We start from the raw sequence: 25,338 nt of genomic DNA, 5'->3' as shown, positions 1-25,338 counted from the left end.
TTCAAAGGAGTTCCTGCTTATGAAACGCTTGTACAGTCTCATTGCCATTATTTTCATTTTCCTCGGCGTCGCCTTTTTCCAGGGTAAACAGCAACAACGCGCCCAACAAAAAATTCCAACGGTTGGTGTTCTCCAACTGTTGACCCATCCGGCCCTCGATACCATCAATCGTGGAATCGACGATAGCCTGAAGGCCCACGGGTACATCCCCGGGAAGACCATTCACATTGATTTTCAAAACGCTGAGGGCGACCAAAGTAACTTGCAAACAATGAGCGCCCGTTTTGTTCATGAACAGGTCGATGTCGCGATTGGGATTGCCACCCCATCAGCTCAGGCACTAGCTAATGCGACCACAAAGATTCCGGTTGTCTTAGGGGCCGTCACCGACCCGAAAGGTGCAAAACTCGTTCAAAACAACACACGTCCCGGTGGCAACATCACTGGTGTTTCCGACCAGGCACCGCTTGCTGAGCAACTTGGTTTGATCAAGAAGCTAACACCAAACCTCAAGACACTCGGGATCATTTACACGTCAAGCGACGACTCGGCAACGGCGCAATACAAGCAGTTTAAGGCCCTTTGTCAAAAGGAACACATCACCTTAAAGGCCTACTCTGTTGCGAACACCAATGACGTTAACCAGGTCTCACAAACCATGGCTAATGAGGTGGACGCCGTGTACGTTCCGACCGACAACACGTTAGCTAGTGCGATGCAGACCCTGGTTGCCAACACTAACGCCAAGAAGATTCCGGTCTTTCCAGCCGTTGACACCATGGTTAAACAGGGCGGACTTGCCACTTACTCCGTCAACCAGTATAAGCTGGGCCGCTTAACCGGCGACATGACCGTTGCCATCTTGAAACACAAAAAGACACCAGCAACCACACCAATTGAATATGTCCGCCACGGTGACTTAACCATTAACCTAAAGGTCGCCAAACAACTGGGCATCACCATCCCGCAATCACTCATTAATGAAGCAAAGCAAAAGGGGGAACTTTACAAATGACACTCATTACATCCGCAATCGGCCAGGGGCTCTTATGGGCCATCCTGGGTCTCGGCTTGTTCCTCACCTTTCGAATTCTCGATTTCCCCGACATGACCGTTGAAGGCACGTTTCCACTCGGTGCTGCCACCGCTGTTGCCTTGATCTACCGGGGCATGAACCCATTGTTGGCCACGCTATGTGCGTTTCTGGTTGGGATGGGCGCCGGCCTCATCACTGGGTTACTGTACACCAAGGGCCGCATTCCCATTTTATTGGCCGGAATCCTCGTTATGACCGCCGCCTACTCCGTAAACTTACGAATCATGGGGCGCGCTAACCTGAGTCTTCTTGGTAAGTCTTCCCTCTTCAAGAACGACTTCTTAGAATCACTCCCACAGTACTTTGATGGCGTGTTTGTCGGTCTTGTTGTGATCATCCTTGTTACCGGCCTACTCGTCTTCTTTCTTAACACCAACCTGGGGCAAGCATTTATCGCAACCGGTGATAACCCCACCATGGCTCGCTCCGTCGGCATCAAAACAGACCGGATGGTCATTATGGGCCTCATGCTATCAAACGGGCTCATCGCAATGGGCGGTGCGCTTGTGGCCCAAAATAACGGCTATGCTGACGTTAACATGGGTATTGGGATCATCGTCATTGCGCTTGCCTCGATTATCATCGGGGAAGTTGCGTTTGGTGAGTTATCCCTGACCCAGCGCCTGATTGCCGTTACCCTAGGGAGTATTTTATACCGCTTTGCTTTACTGATTGTATTACAACTCAACTTCTCTGCTAACGACCTAAACTTACTATCCGCAATCATCCTCGCGCTTTGTTTATTACTACCGCGATTCCGTCAGTTTCTCCACTTTGATCGCCTCGTTGAAAGGAGCACACATCATGGCCACAACTAATTCTGAACCACTGTTAGAACTGAGCCACGTTTCCACCGTGGTCAACGCGCACACCGCTAACGAAACGACGATTCTAAACGACCTGAATCTTGCCATTTATCCTGGTGACTTTATCACTGTTCTTGGTTCAAACGGCGCTGGTAAGTCCACCCTCTTTAACGTTATTGGTGGCAATCTCACCGCAGATCAAGGTGACGTTTTGCTACACGGCCAATCCATTAAACATGAAAGTGAAGAACAGCGAACCCGTTTCCTCGCCCGTGTCTTCCAAGATCCTAAATTAGGAACGGCGCCCCGGATGACCGTTGCTGAAAACCTTCTGTTAGCCTCACACCGGGGCCAACGACGGGGCCTTGTTCCTCGTCACCTCCACCGCCACATGACAGATTACAAGACGATGGCCGCCACGATGAACAACAATCTTGAAAACCGGTTAGACACGGCCGCAGGGGCCCTCTCTGGTGGACAACGGCAGGCACTCAGCTTCCTAATGGCCGTCGAGAGTAAACCTGAACTCCTTCTATTAGACGAACACACGGCAGCGTTAGATCCCAAAACATCGGAGCAATTAATGACGGCCACAAATGAACGCATCGCAGCCGATCACCTCACGTGCCTAATGATCACCCACCGGCTTGAAGACGCCCTTAAATACGGCAACCGTCTCATCGTTTTGAATGGCGGAAAGGTCACCGTCGACGTTTCAGGTGCCGAAAAGGCCGCATTGACCCGCGAACAACTCTTTGGCTTTTTTGAAACCCTCTAATCGTTGCGGGAACTCGCGTTTATCAGGTATCCTAGGGGTAAAGTTCGTTTGAAAGGACAGTTCATAAATGAATCCGCTTGTTTCAATTATCATTCCTGTGCACAATGCCCGAGCAACGCTAGACCACTGCTTAGGCAGCCTCGCACGCCAAACCTACGCGAACATCGAACTTCTGCTTGTGGATGACGCCTCAACCGATGACTCCGGCACCATCTGTGCGTTCTGGGCCACTCGTGAACCACGGATCCAGGTCTTGACCCAATCCACAAACCAAGGTGTCTCAGCTGCCCGCAACCGTGGCCTTACAACGGCAACCGGAAAATTCGTGTGTTTTGTCGACAGCGACGACTGGTGCGAACCCACCTACATTGAGCGCTTCGTTGATAACATGACGACCCATCAGGTCGCCATGGCTTGTGGTGGCTATTTTGCAGACGGCGGCTTCATCAAAGCAATTACTAACGATCCGCTCGCCCGTCAGCTTAGCCAAGAAGAACTGCTGACTGACATCATTAAGCCCAGCGGCGACATTCGTGGTTTCCTGTGGAACAAGTGCTACTCACTTAACGTTATCAACGCGCACCACCTGCGCTTCGACACTGAGTTGGCCATGATGGAAGACCAGCTTTTCAACGTGCAGTACGCCACCACAATTGACGGGGCCTGGTACGATTCAACACAGACGTATCATTACGTGACCTACAGTGACAGCGCTAGCCACGCTCTGTCAGCCAAGAAATTGACCAACGAGTTTGCAGCACTGGATAAAATTGACGCGGCCCTTCAAACAACGGGATTGACCGCAACACCATTTCATCCAGAACAATAAGCATAATAAATAAGGGTTCGAAATCTTAGATGATTTCGAACCCTTATTTGATTGAAAAATCATTGACCTTGCCGGTAGTAATAGCTATCAGCAGAATAATTATCAGCATTTTGAGTCCCAATAAGCCGTGGTTTGCTCGTATCAGATTGATCTCCGGGCTGGTTTTTAACTCCGATTGGATAAGCCGCCAGATAGTAACCAAAAAGACCCTCTGGACCCACTTGCATTCCGACCCCTGATGAACTCATCTGCCATTTATTCATATAATTAGTGTATGACGTACCATCAGGATTATTATACTGGACTGAACCATCAGCATGAACTGTCGCTACAGAACCAGCACCGTTCTTCCATGTTCCCACTAACGAGCTCATGTCACCATGTGCCATTGCTGCACTATCAATATCACCTGCCGCTACTAATTCTTGCGTTGAAGCAGTTTGCGTCTTTGCAGGCGCCGCTACCATGGAAGAATCCTTTGCGGCTTGTGACGTCGCTTTTGCAGTTGCTGCCACTTTTGTCGACGGTGTAACCGCACTTGATGAGCTTGCGGTTACTGTTGCTGATGAACTTGCTGACGAACCTTGCTTTTGGTGGCGGTGAGCGGACTCACCCGTCGTCTTTTTATCATCACTGGTCGTTGTTGCTTTAGCAACTTCGATCCCTTTCTGTTGCTTCGCCGTTTCACGATGAAAAATCGTGTCAAACCCCTGCGTGTGTGTGACCGACAACGTGGCCCCCGCCCCCACAACGACCAAAGCAACAACAACCATGGTGGTGATTACCGCCCGTCGACGCCGTTGTGCCCGAATGACATAAAAGTCTGCCTGCCAATTTGGGTCATCCCGCCGTTGTTTGAAAAATTCATACGTATGTGGTGAACGCGTGGTTCCCCCGAAATATTTCTTAGCCACTACGAACGCTCTCCAATCTTTTTTAATTATGAAATCACAGCTTTATCAGTTGCCGCGCAAAAACATCAAGCACAGCTTAATGTCCGTGGTTCCCAGTTGTGCTTGATGCTTTCAATTATCGTTAATTATTTACGCGGCACTTTCCGCGGAATTAAGTTCCGAACGCCCCCAGACGGGACCTTCATGTCACCCTCATACCGTGGAATCAAATGAACGTGGGCATGAAAAACCGTTTGCCCAGCGTCAGCACCAAGGTTCATGCCGATGTTGTATGCATCTGGATGATACTGGTCATCAAGTTGCGCTTTCATTGCAACAACCAGCTCATCAATGGCCGCTTTTTCTTCATTGGTAAGCCCCCACCAATCCGTCACGTGGCGCTTTGGCACGATCAATGTGTGCCCAGGGTTCACCGGATGAATATCCCAAAATGCTTTAGCCAAGTCATTTTCAATAATGATGTCCGTTTTTTCACAGAACGGACAACCAGGTTTCTGCGTTAAGTTCATTTTTGCTCCCCTCATTGACGGTTCACTGACCGTGCATGGCGCCGCCGATGATTACTAATCAATAACCACAACCACAGGCAGCCACTCACAAACGTTAACACCGTTGTTAAAAATTGGAACATTTGGACATTTGCTGCAAACCAGGACAACGTCTGGTTGTGATAGCGTGACGTTAGTTGATCTAACACCGTCCCACTTACAGAATTGGTCAATGAATCAACCACCGTAGTGCTGCTTCCTAAGCCAAATGAGGACGCCTGTTGATTCACGTCTGCCGCGATGGCCGCCTTAATCGTCTTATTATTAAAGTTCAGGTCTTCACCGGCGTAAGTCTCCTGGACACCCGTCTTGAGCGTTGCTTTAATCAGTCGGTCCGAAGCGATACTGCTTGGGAGGTGATTATTCGTCAGTGTGGTTGCGAATTCATCATGAACCTGATTAACCACCATTGGTGACTGCACTGCTTGTGCCATGAACGGCTCGCTTAAAACGGTCAACCGAACGCCAAGGCTCACTAGGAAAACAAGCCCAACTAAGAAGCTTAGGAATCCGTGCGGACGACGCAATTTTTTAACGGGATCATTCGCCACTTTTGGCGGCTGACTGTGCCGGCTCATCCGCGTTCCCTGTTGGTTTTCATAATCATTTTTCATAACGTCATTTTAGCACAATTCTGATCATCCCCGATCGCTTCAAACGTTAAAAAAACCGTAAGTCACGTTGTTTAGACTGTTTATAAATTACTAATAATAACCATTACTGGAATAAGTTAATTTAATTGACCTTTTAGCCGCTTGCAGTTATAGTGACCCTAATCCAGCATTTTGTAACCGGTTACTTATTTGACCCATTGCAGTTTGACGATTGTTTCGACCAATAACAACAACATCGTTGACTAAGTGCATCTATTTTCCCTAAAACGGATATTTTTGTACACTTTCGTTATAATTTTTAAAATTTTTTTATTATCGCTAAACGTTGGTATAACAACGGTTAACCCCCTGTTACATTACTCAATTAAATAAAAACTAGCAAAATCAGTTTGACAGTTAATATAAATTAACTTATAGTTATTATCAGCAAATGGTAAACATAACAAATTCCCTGACACTCAAGGAGGACTGCATATGCTACACATTTACACGATTGGCTCATCCACTTCATGTCGCCGCGCCGTTCAATGGTTAAAGGACAACATGGTTCCTTTCAAAGAACATCCCATTGATACGACCGCTGAAAAAACCGTTAAGGCACGTGAAAATCTTTCGCCAGACGTTTTGAAACAATTCTTAGCAGCCAGTGAAAATGGTTGTGATGAGCTGGTCGCTCCCCGCTCACTCGCAATGCAGGCGCTAAGCAAAAAAATGGACCTAACACAACTTTCACTCAAAGAAATGTTAAACGTCATTATTGATAATCCGAAAATGCTGCGCTGGCCAATTGCGTTTGATGACACGCGAAAGGTGCTGCAGGTCGGTTTTAACGACGACGAATTTGGGACGTTTATTCCCCGTCGTCTTCGAAAACAGGAATTAAATAGTATTCTTGTCCGCTTAAACAGCTAATTTCCATCCCCCCTCTTGTTTGCAAAAAAGCACGCCACCACTGCCTGATGACCAGTGGTGACGTGCTTTTTGTTATTTTTGTTGCCATAAACGACCATTAGGATTTTGTGGGTAACGTGTTTGTGGTGTGTAGTGTGAATTCCACAGAAAGTCCACCAACGCCCGATCCACCCGGGGATTTTGGTGCAGTAAATAATGGATCACGGTGATTCCACCAAACAAAATCTGCGTTTGGTAATGATCCACACGCCCTGTCAGCATGGTTCCGAGTTGTTGGTCACCCTCAACGGAAACACCAAAATCGCCCCCAGTATTAAACGCATTTCCGGCAATGTTTAACACCGAAATGTGCTGAGGAAACCGTGTCACGGCCCGCCGTTCAGCCTTACTATACGTCGTCGCAATGTTGACGAACTTCGCTGTTGTTGGGTAATCCTCACGGTGATCAGCTGCTGGCCCCGTCAAGTACTGGTAAATAATGTTACACCCTGATGAATGCCCCACTAGATTCACCGTCTGGATGTGCTCTTGCTGCTTTAATTGTTTCATGATCGGTCTCAGTTGCTTGGCCTCTTTTTGTGCATTGTGATTGTCCGCAAAGAGCACCAGGATCAGTGGATTATGGTTTCCAAGTGGACCCTTTTTATCAATGGTTGCATGCCCACTTTTTGAAACGTGGATCGTCCAAACCGGCCGGCCGATGTCATAACGTGCCAACCGATCGATCAGCGGACCAAACGTCAGCCAGTTACTGTAGTCTCCCGAAATAAACAGCGTTGGCGTCTTACTGTACGTCACCCGGACGTGCCCCAGCTGCTTTTGTTCACCAGCTTCAAAGTTCATCACAATTCCTGCAATCAATAACAGACCACACAGTGTCCCAATCAACCAATGAATAAACCGATCTTGTTTTGCTGGCCGAACCGCGACCACATGTTTTTGTTCACCCATGTCATTTACTCCTGTATGTACTGGCGTCATTATACCTCACGCCAATGCCGAATCATTAAATCATTGATGAAAATTAAGAAGTCATCACACCGCTTTTGCTACCGCAAACGCGAAACGACGAGCAGCCTTCGTCTCCTCTAAGGCAAACAGGGCCCTCATGGACAAAGAATCCGTCATCGCTCCCACTTTTGCTGCCGCAAACGCGAAACGACGAGCAGCCTTCGTCCCCTCTAAGGCAAACAGGGCCCTCATGGACAAAGAACCCGTCATCGCTCCCACTTTTGCTGCCGCAAACGCGAAACGACGAGCAGCCTCCGTCCCCTCTAAGGCAAACAGGGCGCTCATGGACAAAGAACCGTCCATAAGCGCCCTGTTTGCCTTAGAGGAGTGAGCCTAAACGCTCGTCGTTTCGCTCTACTCTTTTTCTTTCAACTTTGTCTCGAAGTAATGGTCCAATTTTTCCTTTGGGTAAACGCCCGTTACCTTTTCAAAGGCTTTTCCATCCTTAAACATCACCAGACTTGGAATCCCCATCACCTTATACTGCTGGGCAATGGCCTGATGGTCATCAACGTTCATCTTTAAGAAGTTGATCTTCCCATCATACTCCGCCTCAAGCTGGTCCAAAATTGGGTCCATCATTTTACATGGGCCACACCAAGATGCCCAAAAATCAATCACAGAAATCCCCGTTGCGGTTGCCTGATCAATCTCTTCCTGGCTTGTTACTGCTTGTGCCATCGGTTTGTCCTCCTGAAAATTCTTTCACCCATCATACCACACATAATCGCCTTAAGAATGATGAACGGCCGGTTGTTTGAGCCGTTTTCGTGACTGCCGCACATAGTGGACGATCAGTGTGACCACCGTCGCGATAATAATCACCCCGCCAAAGAGGCCCGCGGACAGGTCGATCCCAATCAGTGGAATCGAGAGGACCAGTTTGACCGCAATCAGTGCGATGAGGACGTAAGCCATCGTTTCTAACTCGGGAATCGTTCGCATGACCCGCATGATCACTTCCGCAACACCACGCATACATAAAATCCCAATCAGTCCACCAATCAGGACAATGACTGGATTCGTTGAGACGGCTAGTGATGTCAAAACTGAATCAATGGAAAAAACAATGTCCATCACCTCAATTTGAATGACCACCGCCCAAAACGGTGATAAGCCGCGCCAATGACGCGGTGTTTGTGGTGCAACTGTCGGTGCGTTTTCACCAACCGGGTGGCACTTTTGCTGCGTCACCATGTGGTGAAAATACCGATAGACCAGGTACACTAAGTACCCTGCCCCTAACACCTTGATCCACCAAAATTTAATGAGGTACGTTCCAAGCCCAATGATCAAAAAGCGAAACAGATAGGCGCCCCATAACCCATAAAACAACGATTTTTCACGTTCCTGCAGGTTTGTTAACGATGTCGTCTGAGCGGCTAACACCACCGCGTTATCGACTGACAATAAACATTCAATCATAACAAGCGACAAGATAATGAGCCAGTCATTTCCACTGGTCAAGACTGCCGCCCAGTTATGACCATCAAAAAACGGGCCGTAAAGCTGATTCAATCCGTGCAACAATTAAAGGCCCTCTTTCTTTTCCGTGCTACAGTCTACCACTTTTGACGCCACTCTGAGCCGTTTATCCGGTGAATGTCGCAAAATCCGGTGGTAGTGGTGCGGTCACCGTCGTACGCTGCCCCGTAAACGGAACCAACAAGTTCAGGCGACGCGCATGCAGCATCAGCCGCGGTGCTCGCTCCTGTTCCTCACGGTTTGCGTACAGCGGATCACCTAAAATGGCGTGACCGTTTCCGGCTAGGTGGACCCGTAACTGGTGGGTTCGCCCCGTTGCCAACGTGAGCTGCACTAACGTTGCCGTTGGTGTCTCATCCAGCACCTCATAGTGCGTCAATGCGGTCTGTGGCCGCTCACCATCCAACATTCGTTTGCGTTTATCATCTGGGTCACGGCCGATTGCATCACTAAACGCTCCCGTCTGGTGGTCAAAATGGCCGGCCACCCAGGCAACGTAGGTTCGATCAATCCGTTTATCACTAATCAACCGATCTAAGATTGGGACCACGAGGGGGGTCTTCGCCACGATCATCGCCCCACTTGTTGCCATATCCAACCGGTGAACCATGGCCGGCGCCACGCCCTGTGGTGATAGTTGTGTGGTCAAATAGTTCATGACCGTCCCACGCTCACCAGCCTGATTCGGGTGGCTTTTCACGCCAGTTGGCTTATCAATAACCACCAAATCATCATTTTCAAACAACACCGGGATGCTCATCCGTTCATCCGGTTCGTACGCTTGAAGCGGCGTTTGTAACTCATCCGCCCGAACGGTTAACGTCACATGATCACCAGCCGCAACTGGCATGCTGTACGGCCGATATTTTTCGTCTACAAGCACATCCTGCCGCACCCGCAAATAGTGCTGAAGGCGTTTTGGAATGAGCCATAAACTTAATAATTCACGAACCGTTACACCCGCCTCTGTGGGGGTAACAACGTGGCTCGATTGCCACGTTGCCTGGTTAGTCGCGCGATCATTTGTCATCATAAATCCTTTCAGGTTTGTTCAGTTGTTCCATTGATTCATTTACTGTTAGCCATTGCTTCGCTCACCAAAAATGCGGGGAGTTTCCCTTTCGATACGGTTGTTCCAATGGTATAGTGAATAAGTTCTTTTGAACCACCATTTAATCTAATTAAGGGGAGGCTCTTCACATGGCAAAAGTGACGCCGGATGATGTCGCACAAACGTTACGACAAACATTAATCAATGTTCGAACCAATGATAATACATTGCAACAGACTAAGGCAGCAGCCCATATCAGCGCCTATCAGCTTAGCCTCACCCAACTCCAAATTTTACAGCGCCTTGCGACAAGCGACGTTCCGGTTACCAACAGTTTATTGGCAACGTGGTTTGCAATTTCAAAGCCAGCCATTACAAAAGCCCTCCACAAACTGACATCTATGGATTTGGTTAACCGCCATCAAAATGAAGCGGACCATCGAATCACCACCCTCACACTGACGGAGGCTGGCCAATTACTGGCTGAAGAATACCAAATGGTTGATGCCAGTGCTAAGGCAACGTACCACACCATCGCTGATCAGTTCAGTAAGGGCGACCGTAAATTACTTATGAAATTTTTGACTCTCATCAATGAAGCCATTCATTCTGGTCAACCACTTTAATTCATCAAAAAGGGACACTGTAATTTCAGTTAATTACAGCGTCCCTTTCGCATTAGTCTCGGTAGTTGATTACTAGTGCCTCTAGGTCAATTTTATTCGTCACACAACGACCGTTCCATCAACGTCTCACTAATGTGCGTGTTGCCCCAATCGCAAATGGCATCCAGGACCGGAATTAAAGACTGGCCCTTTGTTGTCAGTTCATACTCAACGTGGGGTTGGGCCGTTTGAAAATCGTGGCGACTGATTAGCCCGTCGTCCTCTAATTCTCGTAGCTGATTGGTCAACGTTTTGTGCGAGACCTGCCCAATGTGGTGTTGCAAGTCCGCAAAGCGACGGTGGGTCTCTTCAGCTAAATGGTACATAATCATGATTTTCCACTTTCCCTGAATCATCTGCATCGTGGCATCAAATTCATTGAGGTACTGTGGTTGCGTCGCTGTTGGTCGTGCTTGCATGAGGTCTTCCTTTCAAAACGAGTTTAACCGCCCGTGGTTACCTTAAGGTGCGTACTTTTCTTTGATATTGTATGCCATTATACTGATAATCGTCAAAAGAGACCGATTAAAACATCATCTATCAAACCAAATTTTGGAGGAACTTAATAATGAAACCACTTGTTGTTATTACAGGCGCCAGTTCTGGCTTTGGTGCCGAAATCGCTAAACAATTCAACGCCGATGGCTTTCCAATGCTCTTACTTGGTCGTCGGATCGATAAATTAACCGCGCTAGCAAAGGACTTTGATAACGCGATGGTTGATACCGTTGACGTTACTGACTACGCTCAGTTTGAAGCTGCTATCCGTAAGGCCGAAGCTAAGTACGGTAAGACCGACTTATTGGTCAACAATGCCGGTTTAATGCTCTTAGGGAACGTTCAGGTCCAAGACCCTAAGGAATGGCAAACAATGCTGGACACCAACGTTATGGGTGTTCTAAACGGGACGCAAATCGTCTTGAACGATATGCGCGAACGTGAACACGGAACCATTTTAAACATGTCTTCCCTCGCCGGTAAGAAGACGTTCGTGAACCACGCTGCGTACGTTGCTTCTAAGTTTGGTGTCCACGGTTTATCAGAAACCATTCGTGAAGAAAACGCCGCAAAGAACGTGCGGGTCATGATGGTTGCCCCTGGTGCCGCTGAAACTGAATTATTAACTCACGTCACTAGTGACTCTGCACTGTCAGATTACCAAGCATGGAAAGAAACCATGGGCGGACTGACACTTGATCCAAAGCATGTTGCTGAAACCGTTAAGTTCATGTATGACATGCCACAAGAAGTTAACATTCGTGAAGTTGACATCGCGGCAACACGGCAAGACGCTTAAGTCGTTTACGACCATTAGAAAAATCATTTGTTAATTAAAAGGACTGATTTCCTCATTTAGGGAATCAGTCCTTTTAATTAACACACGTGGTACAATGAACCACATAATTATTGTTCGTTTGGGGGCCTTATGATGTGGCATCAATATTTAGAACCCATTCATGTCGCAATCGTGGTGTTTCCACTTCTTGCGCTGGGGTTATCGCTTCCATTGTTCATTTATCATTACCATCGGGATGGCGCGATTTCACGCTGGCAGATCGCCGTTAGCTACAGTTTTTTCTTCTATCTACTGTGTGCTTACTTTCTCATTATCTTGCCTCTGCCATCGCGTGCCAGTGTGGCGCTATTAACAACACCTAAATATAACCTGCACCCCCTACTTGTGGTGCAGTCGTTACGGGCAACGGGATTTTCGCTCCATAATCCCGCCACGTGGATCCCGACGTTACATACCGCCGGCTTTCAACAGCCCTTTTTCAACGTCATGCTAACCGTTCCGTTTGGATTTTACCTTCACTACTATTACAAACGTAATTTATTAACCACCATCCTGTGTTCGTTTTTACTCAGCCTCTTTTTCGAACTCACACAGCTAAGCGGTTTGTACGGACTTTACGTTCGGCCATACCGGCTATTCGACGTTGACGATCTCATTTTAAATACCTCTGGGGGCTTGCTGGGATGGCTCTTTGCCCCGCTATTGACGTGGCTACTGCCCACCCGTGAGGCCATCAATTCGGCCAACGTCAACCGGGCCAAAACGGTCGGCTGGCTTCGTCGATTCACTGCCGGGGTCGTTGATTGGCTCATTATCGGTACGTTTACCGTCATTGGCGCAATCATCATCAGTGGAACCGGTCATCACCCGTCATTACTGCTTCTAGTCATCATTATTGCTGGCCTGGTTCTTTACCTCCCTGAATGGCGCTTTAACGGCTATACCTTTGGGCTTCGTGCCGTTCAATTACAAGTTCGTAGCAATAACTGGCGCAAACCTTCCTGGATTCAGCTTGCGTTACGCCAATTTTTAGGGACCGGGAGCATCATTCTTCTTGGCTGGCTTCTTAGCCATTCCTTTGATCAAACAGGGCGTTACGTTGCTCAGTCATCCCAATTATTATTCACGATCCTCTTAGCAGGTTGTTTAATCATCGACCTACTTCTTGCTGAAATCATCACCGGCTACCCGCCGTTCTTTGAACGTTTCAGTCAAACACGTCTCATCTCACTCTTTGACCCAGCCGCCACCGCGCCGCATGGTTCAACTCATCGTTCTCACTAAGGAGCTTTTATGCTAACACTCTCTCAAGCAACCACGTTTCTCATTTATTTTCCCGGTGCTGTCTTCTTGCTCGCCATTGTTCTCACCCTTGTGGGCTTCCATCGCGAACCCCGGCGGTTACTAAATGCCTGGTTTTTGGTCTTAGGGGCCGTCATCCTGCTTGGTATGCCGATCGTTTTATTAAGTCAGTTGTCAGACACGCACACCATCGGCTGGCGCCTCCTCATGGGACTAGGTTACCTGGCTTTAGCGCTTGGCCTCTTTGATTGGTTAATGCTTCTCAACTGGCACGTTTCTGCTTGGCGTCGGCACCTCAAAACACTGGGGATTATCGCTCTAATTGTTGCCCTGGTGCTTGCCGTAGTGCCCTTTATTCCAATGCTCGCATGGCCGACACATTTGCTAACACCATTACGTTTTGTCAACACGGCCCTGATTCTGCTTGGCGGATACATGGTCATCACACTTGCTGATTTCCTTCTCTCCGTCTGGATCTATCCACGGCAAACGACACTGCACGACGAACATTATGTCATCGTGCTTGGTAGCGGTTTGCACCATGGAAACGAGTTGACTAAACTACTTCAGGCGCGTGTCGATACTGCCGTTGCGGTTGCTAGCGAAGCCCACGATAAAACGTCCACGTGGCCGGTTCTCATCATGTCTGGTGGTCAGGGCGCTGACGAAACGGTTAGTGAAGCCAGTGCAATGGCTGACTACGCCAAAAAAAGTGGTTACCCTGCTGACGCCATTCGGTTGGAACAAAAGTCGACCAGTACGTTTGAAAACTTTCAGTACGCCATTGATGAAATTCACGAACAGCACCCAACGATTGAATTTGTAACGAGTAACTTTCATATTTTTCGGGCCGCGGTCTTTGCTGCTAGCCTGAAATTAACGAGCCGCGGCATTGCTGCTCCCACGCGGTCAAATTACTACTGGCGTGGTTTGATGCGCGAATACGCTGCCATGACGTGGCTCCGTCGCACACGCCACCTGGTCAGCCTCGCCATTATCATTATTTTGACCATTACCATCCCACTATTTTTCCGGTAACCGGAAGACAAGAAAAGAGCCTCGTTATGCTAACACCAATTGAAATCAACAATAACTTCGAATGGGTCAACGTTCAGGACGAAACGGCCGCGGAACACCGGCGTTTAATTCAAAGTTACAAGCTAACAGAAGAAATGTATGGTTATGCAACCGATCCCAATGAACGTGCCCGGGTTGAAATCGATAAAGAAACCGGCATTTCGCTCATCATTTTTAACGTCTTAACAGATGAAGACGTGGAAAATGCCACCGCCCCAATCGGCTTTTTGTTTAAAGGTAAACGTGTTTTTACGTTTACGAGTGGCGCCACAAATTACGTTCAAGATTTGGTCATCAGCTCTAACTCAGCCCTTAAATTACCGCCACTTGAACAACAGCAGCCAATTGACGCCATTTTAGGTCTTCTATACAAACTCACCACAAACTATCTCAATCAAATCAACGGGTTAGACCGCCAGCGGGCTAAAATTCAGCACAGTTTGAAAACCAACCCTGAGCACAGCGCCATTAATGAACTCATGGACATTGAGACCCGTCTGGTTTACTACCTGACTTCGCTTAAAACAAACACGGACATGCTTCAAGACTTCAAGCGGATTCCGGTGGTGCCGATTAGTACGGACCAGGAAGAACACCTGATGGATATTGTGGTTGAATCTCAACAAGGTTTAGAAATGGCTCAGATGACCTCTGACGTTGTGGAACGTGTCTCAAACGCCTATTCTAACCTGATTGACAACAACTTGAATAACACGATGAAGTTCTTAACGGCCTATTCTGTCATCATGACGGTGCCCACGATTGTTTCCGGTTTCTTCGGGCAAAACGTCCCCTTACCGTTTGAGCACCTCAAGTTCGGATGGCAAATCACCGTCGCCATCACTGCCCTGCTGGGCTACGTCGTTTACCTTATCCTGAAGCACTACAAGCTGTTTGATCGGTAAATGGTAAGCAATTACATAAAATCGCCTCACGGAGCTTATACAGAGCTCTGTGAGGCGATTTTTAATTACTAACGCGGAAAGACTCAGGTAACGACAATGTGGCATTCATGGACCAAAACCGTCCATCCTGAACTATTGGTTCTAACTGCCACAAACGCGCGCCGGCACACAGGCCCTTTCTCAAGTAACGTAAAAGGACACTCATGGACTAAAACCCGTCCATAAGCGTCCTTTTACGTTACCTGAGTGATCCTACTCGTGTGCCGGCGCGCTCTCTTTTAATTAAACGTCCTCAACGATTCCATGATCAAATCAATAAACCGTTGTCGCTCGATCTTTAACAAGACCAATGTGTTCTTCGGCTTATCCGTCAGATCATAATAATCACACACTGTTTCACCCTTCGTCAGTTCGCCCTTTGTTTCAACATCCACGTTGAGTTGCTCCCCCTCAAACATGGTTGGGTCAATCAACCATGCAATCGTACAAGGATCATGCAACTGCGCCCCCGTGAAGCCCCATTTTGGCGCTTCATGGTAGCGTTCAAAGAAGTTTAACAGTCCTTCAAAGGCATGGGCCACCGGATTATTGATCTTACCAATGGCTGTAATTTCATCTTTCATAATTTGGGCCTGGTGTGTGACGTTCAACGGCGCCATCACCATTGGAATCCCAGAATTCATGACAATCTTGGCCGCTTCAGGGTCCACGTAAATATTGAACTCAACGGATGGGGTCCAGTTACCTAACCCCATGGCCCCGCCCATATAAACGATTTGTTTTAACTGCTTTGCAAGCTCCGGATAAACCCGTAGGAACAGGGCCACATTCGTCATCGGCCCGGTCACCACTAGTGTCACCGGCTCCTGACTATTTCGGACCGTTTCAGCCATTAATTCAATGGCTGGGCGTGATTGGGGTTCAAACGTCGGATCTGGCAGTTCTGCCCCATCCAGCCCACTTTCCCCATGAACGTTACCCGCTGTTGCCAATGGTTGAACCAGCGGGGTCTGGTTTCCCGCAGCCACCGGAATGTCCTGCCGCTTCATCAGCGTCAATAGCCGCAACGCATTGTTCAACGTTTTAGCAGGTGTTTGATTCCCAGCCGATGTAGTGACGGCCGCTAATTCAATTTTAGGTGAAGCAATTGCCATCATCATGGCCAGTGCGTCATCATGCCCCGGATCACAATCCAAAATAATTTTTGTCATTAAAACTGACTCCCTTCAGTGTCCCCAACGTTATCTTTATTAAACCATTTTTGCGCTCACTGCTCACCAAATGTGGCTAAAAGACTCTGCGCACCTGCCACCGTTACCTCACGCGGCGTGTTCCCCGCAAACCGTTCATGAGCCACAGCTTCCGCATTACTGGAAAGCTCAGCAGACGATAACTTGTAATCACTAAACGGATGAAGACCCAAAATTTGGTCACGAAACGCTTTGTACGCTCGAACGGCAATAAGCGTCGTTTGCGCTTCTGGTGCGTTTTCAGGATAAACAGCTCCCAAGATTTGACCAATTTCACGAACTTTGTGTGGCATTACTGGGCCGACATAAGCCATCACCCCTGGCAACGCGTAGGCTACAGCCTCACCGTGGACAATATGGTACTTTGATCCCAAAACATGGGCAATTGAATGGCCAACATTCGTCCCTGCGTTGTTCAACATCCACCCTGCCAGTGTAGCGGCCACCATCACACGTTCACGCGCTTCACGATCCTGTCCGTTATTAACGGCTCGTGGCAAGTAGTTGTACAGAAGAAACATCACTTTCTCACAGATTGCATCCGTTACTGGTGACGCCAAGTTTGATAAATAGCCTTCCGCTGCGTGAGAAAAGGCGTCCAACCCTGTCGCAATTGTCATACTCTTGGGCAATGATAGTAGCAGATCTGGATTCAATACCGCATATTCACTAACCGCACCATCAGCCAGAATTGCCGTTTTTTGTTGTGTTTCTTCATCCGTCACAACCAAGGCGTTCGACATTTCACTACCTGTTCCAGAAGTTGTTGGCACAGCAATCAAGCCGTGACATGGTTTTATAACCGCCGATGGTTCCAAATAATCCTTGATCCGACCACCATTTGTTCGAACGATATTAATTCCCCGAGCAACGTCGATTGAACTCCCGCCGCCAATCGCAATAATCGCATCCGCATGGTGTGCTTCAAACGCCTCGACCCCCGCGTCAACCACCGCCGTTGACGGATCTGAAACCACTTGGTCAAAGATGGCGATTTCGATGCCAGCCGCTGTTAGTGCAGCCTCCGCTTCTTTAACGAGAGCGACCTGGGTTAAAAAATGGTCCATAACAAACAACGGCCGTTGATAGCCCGTTGCCGCCATGATTTCACACAATGTCTGATCCAAATGATCTGTCGTGACAACTTTAACCTGCTGCAATAATTTAAATTCCATCTTTTTGTGCCCCTTCGATAAATAATTGTCGTTGAAACAACCCACTCAAAGCTTGAATTGCTGGTCCAGTCGTTAATGCAGCGACGATTGTAATCACCCCAAATTGACCACCAAGCAGGACGCCGACCACCATTAAGCAGCCATCAAACGTCATCTTACTTCGTCGCAAACTCCACCCCGTTTTATCACGAATGGTTAGCATGAACCCGTTAAACGGGTCAACACCAATATCAGCAGCCACGAAGAGACTAATGCCTAGATAGTACAAACTAATCCCCACGACACCAGCACCAAGCCTGGTCAACAGCGCGGTGTTCGTGAACAAATATGGATACAAATGCGACCCAATACTGATAAAAAGTCCATACGGGACAAGGTACATTACCGTTCCGATGTTAACGTAGCGCCGACCAATCAAAAACAAGAGCACGATTAACACCACGTTAAATACATTGGAGACCATCCCCAGCTGAACTCGCGGAATATGAAATGCTGCGCGTAATCCATCGTAGATGATTCCAACCGGAACGTTACCCAGGCGTGTATTGTTGTTAAATGCCACGCCAATACAAACTAAGAAGATCCCCGTTAGTGCGACGAGGATCCGTTTTGGCGTCAACTGTTGCTTACTCACAACGATCGCCTACAGACCAAGTTCACGAGCAGCAGCGTCCGCATTTTGGCAAAACTCCCGAACTTTATCAATGTCCTTTTCCATGTTTCCACCTTCGTATTTGATGCTGGTCCGGGTCAATGAATCCACACCATACGGCTTGATTTTCCGAATGGCATCGCCCACATTTTCAGGGCCCATTCCTCCAGCTTCAATGACTGGCACATCCACTTCTTGAACGATTCGTGCATCAATGTCCCAATTATGTGTTTCACCACTAGCGCCAATTCCCGTATCATGAGCGAGACCTGAGTCTAATAAAATGTAGTCAACGAACGGTGCAAAGTGTTTGGCACGATCAATTGCGGATTCATTATCGACTAATACCGCTTGCATCAGTTCGGTGTTCGGTGCCACTTCCTTAAGCCGTTTGGCAAACGTTTCATCTGCTGCATAACCATCGCCGGCAATGTGGAGAATGTCTGGTTGAATTTCTTTCGCTAAGTCCAGCATTTCTTCTGGATCGTTTGTCAGCATAATGGCAACCGACGTCACGCCACGACGTTTTGCTTCGTCAAAAATTTTATGAACCCGGTCAATTGGCACGCGATGTGCGGGCACACCACCATGTTGCATGGGGACTAACCCAATGTTATCTGCGCCGGCTTCCATCGTGGCAACACTCTCATCGTACTGAATTAGTGAGTAAATTTGTTTGATCATTATTATTTCTCCTTAGTTAGCGACTACATCGCTGGTTAATTTGTGTTGCAACTGTGTTGTTGTAATGTCAGGAACTGATTTCGTACTTTCTAAGGCGATACTTGAAGCTGCCTGGGCAATCCGCCCCACCTCATTAAGCTTCCGTTGTGGATCGGTGAAGTAACTCCATGTAATGGCGGCCATTCCACAATCACCAGCCCCATTCGCGTTAACAATCGTTGTATTAAACGGTCGAATAAGCGTTGTTTCGTCATGATTTGCACATAAAATTCCGGCGGCCCCCAGTGAAATAAAGACGTTTTGGACACCACGATCTAAGAGCGCTTGTCCTGCTTCATGAGCTGAAGCAGTGTCATGGATCTCAATCCCTGTCAGAAGCGATGCCTCAAGTGCATTGGGCTTCAAAACCATTAGCTTATCCAAAATCCCATCAAAATGGTGCGCTTTAATCGTTGAGACCGTGTCACCAAATAACGGTGCTGTCACATTGTTTCCAATCCAATTCAACGTCTCAGGATTTAAATTTGCGTCCAATAAACAAATGCTTGCTTGGTTGATAAATGATAGACGCTTTTCCAAGAATGCTGGTGTGATCTGCTGACAAATATCCATGTCATTGACGCCTACCAACATGTCACCCGTTTCATCCGTAATGTACATATACGTCGATGAATGGCGGTCCTTTTCCTGTTCCGCGTAGTCTAAATGAATTTGTTGCTTTTCGCAGGACGCTGCCAACAACTGCCCATTGTAATCATCGCCGTAGACCGTGATTAAATACGTGGGGACATCTAGGTGGGCCAAATTCTGAGCGATATTTTGCCCGACACCCCCGACCGACATTCCAACAACCCCTGGATTGGAATCTCGCTCAACCACCTTTTCACGCGGCATTCCAAAAATATCCATATTCATGCCACCAATAACGACAACATAGCCTTCAGTTGGCTCACTTTGTGAATGATTCATCAGAATTATCCTCCATCACTTAAAATCGCCTTTACTGACACTTGTTTATTCGTATAAACATTTGACACGTTTAAAGTAACATCTAATCAAAGCGCCTGTCAACAGTGAATGTTAGCGTTATCATTTTTTAATTGATGTTGTCTTACGCGCTAATGCTTAACCCATTGAGCCTAAACGATTATTTCACAAGCGTTGCCTTTAATACTGCACGACAAAAAGACCACTTTCGTTTTAAGAAAGTGGTCTCGTTTAGTGTTACCTAATCAAAGAGTCGGTGTTGTTTGTCTCTTAATCGATCAACATTCAAGTCTGCATTAACCGCGTCAATGCTCTCCATGCTCAGATATGCTGCCGCATTCGCAACTTGTGCCGTCTCTTCAAATGAGAGCTCATTCTGGCGCGCCCACACCAGTGCTGCCATTGCCGCAGCGCCTGCACCATTAGTATTCATTTGATGAATGGCCTGCTCAGGGTAAAAGCGTTGCTGATCACCGCTTTGATACAACATGCCAAGAGCATCAATATAGATAAAAATGTTCTCAACACCTTGTTGATGCAAAATCTCACCACAACGCCGAGCAGAAGTTTCATCCGTGACACTTATATCCGCTAAGACCGGCGCCTCAAGGGCGTTTAAAACAAGTGTATCTAACGCGCCTAACTGTGGCCGTAACCGGGGCGCCTTTGTGGCCGACACTGCCTTCGCAAAAAGCGGTCGGGTACAATGCTCATATAACCAAGCAACGGTTTCTTGTGGGAGATTTGAGTCAATGATCACCACCGTTGAGTTATTGATCACATCTAATCGTTCTGCCAAAAAGTCAGGCGTCAACCGGTCATTAATTGTCATATCATCTAATCCAACCACCCGGTCACCACTGGGTTGATTAACAAACAGGTACGTCGATGAATTGGTATTTGCCAATTGCTTTGAATACGTAATATCGATGTCATTTGCAAGCGCATCAGCCTTAAATTGTTCACCGTTATTATCGTCTCCGTAAACTGAAATAAAGTAGTTTGGAAGTCCTAGTTTGCGTAGATTGAGTGCCATGTTCCGGCCCAACCCACCAACTGCATAATAAACACGCCCAGCCGTTGAGCTTTTATCCACGATATTAGCATCCGCAACGCCAAAGATATCCATGTTGACACCACCGATCACGGTCACGTAACTTGGCGGTGTGACAATGTAGCCTTTCCCCCGCAGATACCCTTTTTTCATTAAATTAGAGATATGAGCGGCGACACCAGAACGCGTAATACCGGCGAGTTCGGCCAGTTCATTTTGACTGATCATTGGATTTTGTTTAATCCATGCCAGAATCTGTGCTTCTCGTTCTGTCATGACTGTTCTTCACCTCTTGTTGATTGCTTCCTTTAGCGTTTATTCTTACATAAATTGATTGTCTCCCTAACATCTTAGCATTGCCGCGACCGCTATGGCGAGTTCCTAAATAAGAATCCTTGTTTATCTGATAAAATCGTTATATGATGTATTAGTCATATGAAAGGATTGTCATTTATGTTGATTGATCAAAACCCGTTACCAACCAAGCTCATTAACGAAACGCACACCATCTTTATGCTCCTCAGTAACCCCACACGCATGCAATTATTGAACATTTTGGAACAACAATCTGCCAACGTTTCTGAGTTGAGCGAAGCTCTTGGCCTAGAACAGTCTGCAGTTTCACACCAACTCGCCTTACTCAAAAAGCACCAGCTCATTACCGCAACCCGCGTTGGCAAAACCAACGTTTATCAACTCGATGATCCACACATCATGGACGTCTTAAACGAAGCCCTTGCCCATGCAGATCACGTCATTAGGAGGCGCCACCATGGTGAATAACACCACCCAAATAACGTTACGACTCGCACTAACCACAGAGATCATTTCACTAGCCTGGATGGCCGGAGAATTTTTACTCGGCGTTTACGCTGGCCTCGCTGCCCATTCCGTCTTGCTTATTGCTTTTGGTTTGGATAGTCTCTTAGAAATCATTGCCGGAGGTGCGCTCATCTGGCGGCTTCAAAAAGAACGTCATGGGGCGGATGAAGCGACCATCGCCCGGGCAGAAGCTCGCTCAACCAAGTTGGTCGGTGCCGTTCTCTTTCTTCTGGCCGCTTACGTCACAATCATTTCCATCGTTAACCTCGTGAATCATCAGGGCGCCGATACGAGTTTATTAGGAATTATTGTCGCCGTGGTTTCCGTACTCTTTATGCCAATTCTCGCGGTCGCAAAACGACGCCTTGGCCAATCACTTCACTCAGCCGCCCTCATCGAAGACGGCATGTGCAACTTCACTTGTGCTTACATGGCCGGCACGGTCTTACTCGGTGCCCTAGCAACCACCTTTCTTGGATGGTGGTGGGCAGACTCAGTTGCTGCATTGGTGCTGGTGTACTTTATTGCCCGTGAAGCACTGGAAGCCTTTCAGGACGAAGATTAACGCCGTAAAAGGCACCCATGGAAAAATCCATGAGTGCCTTTTAATTTTCTCTTATTCAGCAATGTTAGTCACGGTCCAGTTCACGTGTTGCCATCAATGGCCAACGTGAATAGGATCGACGTTTTAGCCCCTCCAAAATCAATGTCGGAAGCACCATCGCAATAAGACTAACCAACCATTGCCCCGGCGTTAAACTGGTTAACCCAAGCGCCGTTTGTAAAACAGGGATGGCGGCAATTGCGATAACGGCAAGCCCCGCACCGGCCAATGCCCAGTTCAATGATTTATTCGCTTTAATTGACGCCCACGTCAACGGTTCGCGCCGTTTGATTGGGTAGATGTCAATCATTGACCCAATGGCCAAGACAACGAACAGCATCGTGGACCCGACGACCGCCTGATTTGCAGTTAGGCCAAACCGACCCAGTGCGTAGATTCCGAGCGTTAACACCGTGTAAATTCCAGCTCGCCAGGCCATCCGCACACCTAATCCATCAGCAAAGATACTTCGATCATTTGGCACAGGTGGTTGGTTCATCACGTTTGCTTCACCTGGTTCCCGAGCAATGTAAAAGCCTGGAATTCCATCCGCCAACACATTGATCAGTAGCAGCTGTTCCGCAATCAGTGGTGCACCCCACCCCATCAGAACACTCCCTAACATTAGGAAGATCTGGGCAAAGTTAACCCCAACCAGGAACTCAACGGCCTTTAAGATGTTTTGGTAAATCGTCCGGCCAGTTGAAACCGCGTCAATGATTGTCGCAAAGTTATCGTCCGTCAGGATCATGTCAGCGGCACCCTTTGCCACCTCCGTCCCGGTAATTCCCATGGCGATCCCAACGTTAGCAGCCTTCAGTGCTGGTGCGTCATTCACTCCATCACCCGTCATGGCAACGATCTTGCCATGACTCTGCCATGCGTTAACGATCCGGATCTTATCTTCTGGCGACACCCGGGCAAAAACGCTCACATGCTCAACGTTCTTTGCCAACGTTTCATCATCCCACTTGTTTAACTCGGCACCAGTCACAGCCAGGTCGCCCTGCTCATAGATCCCAATTGCTTCCGCAATGGCCCGCGCTGTTTCCTTGTGATCACCGGTAATCATGACTGGCTTGATCCCCGCAGCACGTGCCTTTGCAACGGCTGGCGCTGCTTCTAGTCGTGGCGGATCGATCAACCCAATGATACCGGCAAACGTCAGGTCATGCTCAAGGGCCTCAAGGTCGCGGCCTGGATCTTCATCAAAGACCCGGTAACCTACTGAAAGCACCCGCAGTGCGTCATGCGCAAACGCATCATGGACCCGTGTTAGCTCACGTTCATCTGGGGCTCCTAAAGTAACCGGCAACCGGTCAACAGCCCCTTTGACGATCAGCATGAACCGTCCATCAGAAAGCTCATGCAACGTTGACATGGTTTTAACGGCTGATGAAAATGGTCGTTCAGCAATTCGGGGTGCTGATTGTTCAAATATTTCCCGGGACATATTATGCTGTTGAAGCATCCGCACGATGGCTAACTCCGTGGCGTCACCAGCCGTTTGTTCGCCATCTGGCGTTTCAACAATGGTCGCGTTTGTCGCCAAGCCAAAGTAGCGCATCAGCGTTTCGGCCGCTGGTGATAACGGCTGTTCCTGACTAACTGTGGTAACCACTTCGCCAGGCGCCCATAACCGGGTAATGGTCATCTTGTTTTGCGTCAACGTTCCTGTCTTATCAGACGCAATGACATCAACACTCCCAATGGTTTCAACGGCACCAATTTGACGAATGATTGCATTCTTCTTGGCCATCTTCTGAACCCCAACGGCTAAACTAATCGTCACAATGACCGGTAATGTTTCCGGCACCGCGGCAACCGCTAAGGAAATTCCCATCATCAAGTTATCAGCAGTGCTGCCTAATGATTGCAGCATGCTCAACAAGAAGATGATGATTCCGCCGATCACGGCCACGCCCGTCAACGTTAACGTGAGTCGAGACAACCGTTTCTGGAGCAACGTCTTTTTCGGTTTTGTGGCGTTTAGTAAGTCCGCAATTTGACCTAGCTCTGTTTTCATCCCAATGGCAGAAACAATCATTGTTCCTGACCCACGGGTTACGGCAGTTCCGGCAAACACCCGGTTTACCTGATCACCAATGGAGGTCACATCGTCACCGTTGCCAGTCAGTGATTTTTCGGCCGCTTCACTTTCACCCGTTAAGATGGCTTCATCCACTGCCAATGAGGTTACAGTTTCTAAAATTCCATCCGCAGGTACGCGATCTCCTGCACTTAAAAGCACCACGTCACCAACCACGATGTCTGCGGCAGGAACTTCTAATTCTTTTCCATTCCGCCGAACACGCGCCGTTGGGACACTCATTTCTTTAAGTGCTGCTAGTGCACGCTCCGCACTCTGCTCTTGATACAACCCAATTGCGACGTTCAAAACAACGATTGCACCAATCACAATCGGTTTCGTCCACCCACCGTTTAAGGCGATAGCCATGTACGTCGACAACGCGACCGCAATCAGTAAGATAATCGCCGTCACTTCTGTTAATTGTTCGGCAATCTTCTTCCAAATACTTGGCGCTTTGGGTTCCTGCAATTCATTCTTTCCATAGGCTGCCTGCCGCTCGCTCACGGCCTGCTCACTTAATCCTTGACGGATGAAGTGGTGGTTTGTTTTTTCCTGTGCAATCTGGTTCATCGCCTCAGTCCTTTCTGTAGCTGGCTTCGGTGGAATCGATCGCGACATAACAACGCTCAGTTGCGCAGATGTACGACTCGTTAGTCTCCATTTTAACAGTTAAACTAATCATCGCGCAAAGTTTATGCTTATATTCATTTCAAATGTCGTTTCGGTTC

General features: G+C 48.0%; 28 protein-coding genes. 12 read left to right on the top strand and 16 right to left on the bottom strand.

What is annotated here, in order from left to right:
• Nucleotides 1-19 precede the first annotated feature (19 nt).
• From trpX to ACRYI5_RS08130, 4 genes are all read left to right on the top strand, one after another.
• Entirely contained in the window at nt 20-1,015 is a 996-nt protein-coding gene (trpX, locus tag ACRYI5_RS08145; RefSeq protein ID WP_407881412.1) for a tryptophan ABC transporter substrate-binding protein, read from the top strand.
• Nucleotides 1,012-1,914 carry an ABC transporter permease gene (locus ACRYI5_RS08140; RefSeq protein WP_448224935.1) on the top strand — a complete coding sequence of 301 codons (903 nt, stop codon included), beginning with the start codon at nt 1,012-1,014 and terminating at the stop codon, nt 1,912-1,914. The genes trpX and ACRYI5_RS08140 overlap by 4 nt, the downstream gene beginning before the upstream one ends.
• Nucleotides 1,901-2,680: an ABC transporter ATP-binding protein gene (locus ACRYI5_RS08135; RefSeq protein ID WP_407881415.1), complete on the top strand. Its 780-nt coding sequence runs from the start codon at nt 1,901-1,903 to the stop codon at nt 2,678-2,680. The genes ACRYI5_RS08140 and ACRYI5_RS08135 overlap by 14 nt, the downstream gene beginning before the upstream one ends.
• 67 nt (nt 2,681-2,747) lie before the next feature.
• A complete protein-coding gene (locus ACRYI5_RS08130; RefSeq protein ID WP_448224934.1) occupies nt 2,748-3,509 on the top strand; it encodes a glycosyltransferase family 2 protein in 762 nt (253 codons plus the stop codon).
• 59 nt (nt 3,510-3,568) lie between these two features.
• Here the strand turns inward: ACRYI5_RS08130 and ACRYI5_RS08125 are convergent, their stop codons facing one another.
• From ACRYI5_RS08125 to ACRYI5_RS08115, 3 genes are all read right to left on the bottom strand, one after another.
• A complete protein-coding gene (locus ACRYI5_RS08125; protein WP_448224933.1) occupies nt 3,569-4,423 on the bottom strand; it encodes a DUF6287 domain-containing protein in 855 nt (284 codons plus the stop codon).
• 125 nt (nt 4,424-4,548) lie between these two features.
• Complete coding sequence (locus ACRYI5_RS08120; RefSeq protein ID WP_448224932.1) at nt 4,549-4,932, bottom strand: HIT family protein; 384 nt, start codon at nt 4,930-4,932, stop codon at nt 4,549-4,551.
• Between the two features lie 11 nt (nt 4,933-4,943).
• Nucleotides 4,944-5,585 carry a hypothetical protein gene (locus ACRYI5_RS08115; RefSeq protein ID WP_448224931.1) on the bottom strand — a complete coding sequence of 214 codons (642 nt, stop codon included), beginning with the start codon at nt 5,583-5,585 and terminating at the stop codon, nt 4,944-4,946.
• A 474-nt stretch (nt 5,586-6,059) separates the two neighbouring features.
• Between ACRYI5_RS08115 and ACRYI5_RS08110 the strand changes: the two genes are divergently transcribed.
• Entirely contained in the window at nt 6,060-6,497 is a 438-nt protein-coding gene (locus ACRYI5_RS08110; RefSeq protein WP_407881421.1) for a Spx/MgsR family RNA polymerase-binding regulatory protein, read from the top strand.
• A gap of 72 nt (nt 6,498-6,569) precedes the next feature.
• Here the strand turns inward: ACRYI5_RS08110 and ACRYI5_RS08105 are convergent, their stop codons facing one another.
• The 5 genes from ACRYI5_RS08105 to ACRYI5_RS08085 form a co-directional block, all read right to left on the bottom strand.
• A complete protein-coding gene (locus ACRYI5_RS08105) occupies nt 6,570-7,448 on the bottom strand; it encodes an alpha/beta hydrolase (protein WP_448224930.1) in 879 nt (292 codons plus the stop codon).
• An 84-nt stretch (nt 7,449-7,532) separates the two neighbouring features.
• Entirely contained in the window at nt 7,533-7,793 is a 261-nt protein-coding gene (locus ACRYI5_RS08100) for a hypothetical protein (RefSeq protein WP_448224929.1), read from the bottom strand.
• Nucleotides 7,794-7,862: 69 nt separating this feature from the next.
• Entirely contained in the window at nt 7,863-8,189 is a 327-nt protein-coding gene (trxA, locus tag ACRYI5_RS08095; RefSeq protein WP_407881423.1) for a thioredoxin, read from the bottom strand.
• A gap of 51 nt (nt 8,190-8,240) precedes the next feature.
• On the bottom strand, nt 8,241-9,038 hold the full coding sequence (locus ACRYI5_RS08090) for a TerC family protein (protein WP_448224928.1): 798 nt from the start codon (nt 9,036-9,038) through the stop codon (nt 8,241-8,243).
• A gap of 61 nt (nt 9,039-9,099) precedes the next feature.
• Entirely contained in the window at nt 9,100-10,026 is a 927-nt protein-coding gene (locus ACRYI5_RS08085; protein WP_448224927.1) for an RluA family pseudouridine synthase, read from the bottom strand.
• A 167-nt stretch (nt 10,027-10,193) separates the two neighbouring features.
• On the opposite strand from ACRYI5_RS08085, the gene ACRYI5_RS08080 reads away from it, so the two are divergent.
• Nucleotides 10,194-10,670 (top strand): MarR family winged helix-turn-helix transcriptional regulator, encoded by a 477-nt coding sequence (locus ACRYI5_RS08080; protein WP_448224926.1) that lies wholly within the window; start codon nt 10,194-10,196, stop codon nt 10,668-10,670.
• 92 nt (nt 10,671-10,762) lie between these two features.
• On the opposite strand, the gene ACRYI5_RS08075 is transcribed toward ACRYI5_RS08080, so the two are convergent.
• On the bottom strand, nt 10,763-11,128 hold the full coding sequence (locus tag ACRYI5_RS08075) for a winged helix-turn-helix transcriptional regulator (RefSeq protein ID WP_407881429.1): 366 nt from the start codon (nt 11,126-11,128) through the stop codon (nt 10,763-10,765).
• Nucleotides 11,129-11,277: 149 nt separating this feature from the next.
• Here ACRYI5_RS08075 and ACRYI5_RS08070 point away from each other — a divergent pair, with 149 nt between their 5' ends.
• The 4 genes from ACRYI5_RS08070 (at nt 11,278) to ACRYI5_RS08055 (ending at nt 15,290) form a co-directional block, all read left to right on the top strand.
• Nucleotides 11,278-12,006 (top strand): SDR family oxidoreductase, encoded by a 729-nt coding sequence (locus tag ACRYI5_RS08070; protein ID WP_448224925.1) that lies wholly within the window; start codon nt 11,278-11,280, stop codon nt 12,004-12,006.
• A 129-nt stretch (nt 12,007-12,135) separates the two neighbouring features.
• On the top strand, nt 12,136-13,290 hold the full coding sequence (locus tag ACRYI5_RS08065; RefSeq protein WP_448224924.1) for a VanZ family protein: 1,155 nt from the start codon (nt 12,136-12,138) through the stop codon (nt 13,288-13,290).
• Between the two features lie 9 nt (nt 13,291-13,299).
• Nucleotides 13,300-14,346, top strand: a complete 1,047-nt coding sequence (locus ACRYI5_RS08060) for a YdcF family protein (protein WP_448224923.1) — start codon at nt 13,300-13,302, stop codon at nt 14,344-14,346.
• A 26-nt stretch (nt 14,347-14,372) separates the two neighbouring features.
• Nucleotides 14,373-15,290 carry a magnesium transporter CorA family protein gene (locus ACRYI5_RS08055; RefSeq protein ID WP_407881434.1) on the top strand — a complete coding sequence of 306 codons (918 nt, stop codon included), beginning with the start codon at nt 14,373-14,375 and terminating at the stop codon, nt 15,288-15,290.
• 278 nt (nt 15,291-15,568) lie between these two features.
• Here ACRYI5_RS08055 and rihA read toward each other — a convergent pair whose 3' ends face one another.
• The 6 genes from rihA to ACRYI5_RS08025 form a co-directional block, all read right to left on the bottom strand.
• The gene (gene rihA, locus ACRYI5_RS08050) at nt 15,569-16,501 is read right to left on the bottom strand and encodes a pyrimidine-specific ribonucleoside hydrolase RihA (RefSeq protein ID WP_448224922.1); all 933 of its coding nucleotides are present in this window, start codon (nt 16,499-16,501) and stop codon (nt 15,569-15,571) included.
• A 56-nt stretch (nt 16,502-16,557) separates the two neighbouring features.
• Entirely contained in the window at nt 16,558-17,715 is a 1,158-nt protein-coding gene (locus ACRYI5_RS08045) for an iron-containing alcohol dehydrogenase (protein WP_448224921.1), read from the bottom strand.
• On the bottom strand, nt 17,705-18,349 hold the full coding sequence (locus ACRYI5_RS08040) for a YczE/YyaS/YitT family protein (protein ID WP_448224920.1): 645 nt from the start codon (nt 18,347-18,349) through the stop codon (nt 17,705-17,707). Before ACRYI5_RS08040 ends, ACRYI5_RS08045 begins: the two co-directional genes overlap by 11 nt.
• A gap of 9 nt (nt 18,350-18,358) precedes the next feature.
• The gene (locus ACRYI5_RS08035) at nt 18,359-19,051 is read right to left on the bottom strand and encodes a phosphoribosylanthranilate isomerase (protein WP_448224919.1); all 693 of its coding nucleotides are present in this window, start codon (nt 19,049-19,051) and stop codon (nt 18,359-18,361) included.
• Between the two features lie 12 nt (nt 19,052-19,063).
• On the bottom strand, nt 19,064-20,020 hold the full coding sequence (locus tag ACRYI5_RS08030; RefSeq protein ID WP_407880736.1) for a PfkB family carbohydrate kinase: 957 nt from the start codon (nt 20,018-20,020) through the stop codon (nt 19,064-19,066).
• Nucleotides 20,021-20,279: 259 nt separating this feature from the next.
• The gene (locus ACRYI5_RS08025; protein ID WP_448224918.1) at nt 20,280-21,368 is read right to left on the bottom strand and encodes a PfkB family carbohydrate kinase; all 1,089 of its coding nucleotides are present in this window, start codon (nt 21,366-21,368) and stop codon (nt 20,280-20,282) included.
• 177 nt (nt 21,369-21,545) lie between these two features.
• On the opposite strand from ACRYI5_RS08025, the gene ACRYI5_RS08020 reads away from it, so the two are divergent.
• Complete coding sequence (locus tag ACRYI5_RS08020; RefSeq protein WP_407880739.1) at nt 21,546-21,875, top strand: ArsR/SmtB family transcription factor; 330 nt, start codon at nt 21,546-21,548, stop codon at nt 21,873-21,875.
• Nucleotides 21,865-22,479 carry a cation transporter gene (locus ACRYI5_RS08015; RefSeq protein WP_407880741.1) on the top strand — a complete coding sequence of 205 codons (615 nt, stop codon included), beginning with the start codon at nt 21,865-21,867 and terminating at the stop codon, nt 22,477-22,479. The genes ACRYI5_RS08020 and ACRYI5_RS08015 overlap by 11 nt, the downstream gene beginning before the upstream one ends.
• A 64-nt stretch (nt 22,480-22,543) precedes the next feature.
• Here ACRYI5_RS08015 and ACRYI5_RS08010 read toward each other — a convergent pair whose 3' ends face one another.
• A complete protein-coding gene (locus tag ACRYI5_RS08010; protein ID WP_448224917.1) occupies nt 22,544-25,180 on the bottom strand; it encodes a cation-translocating P-type ATPase in 2,637 nt (878 codons plus the stop codon).
• Nucleotides 25,181-25,338: the final 158 nt, after the last annotated feature.

The organism is Furfurilactobacillus sp. WILCCON 0119, from assembly GCF_053471565.1.
The sequence above is the reverse complement of the archived record's forward strand: the minus strand, read 5'-3'. Positions and strand labels throughout refer to the sequence as shown.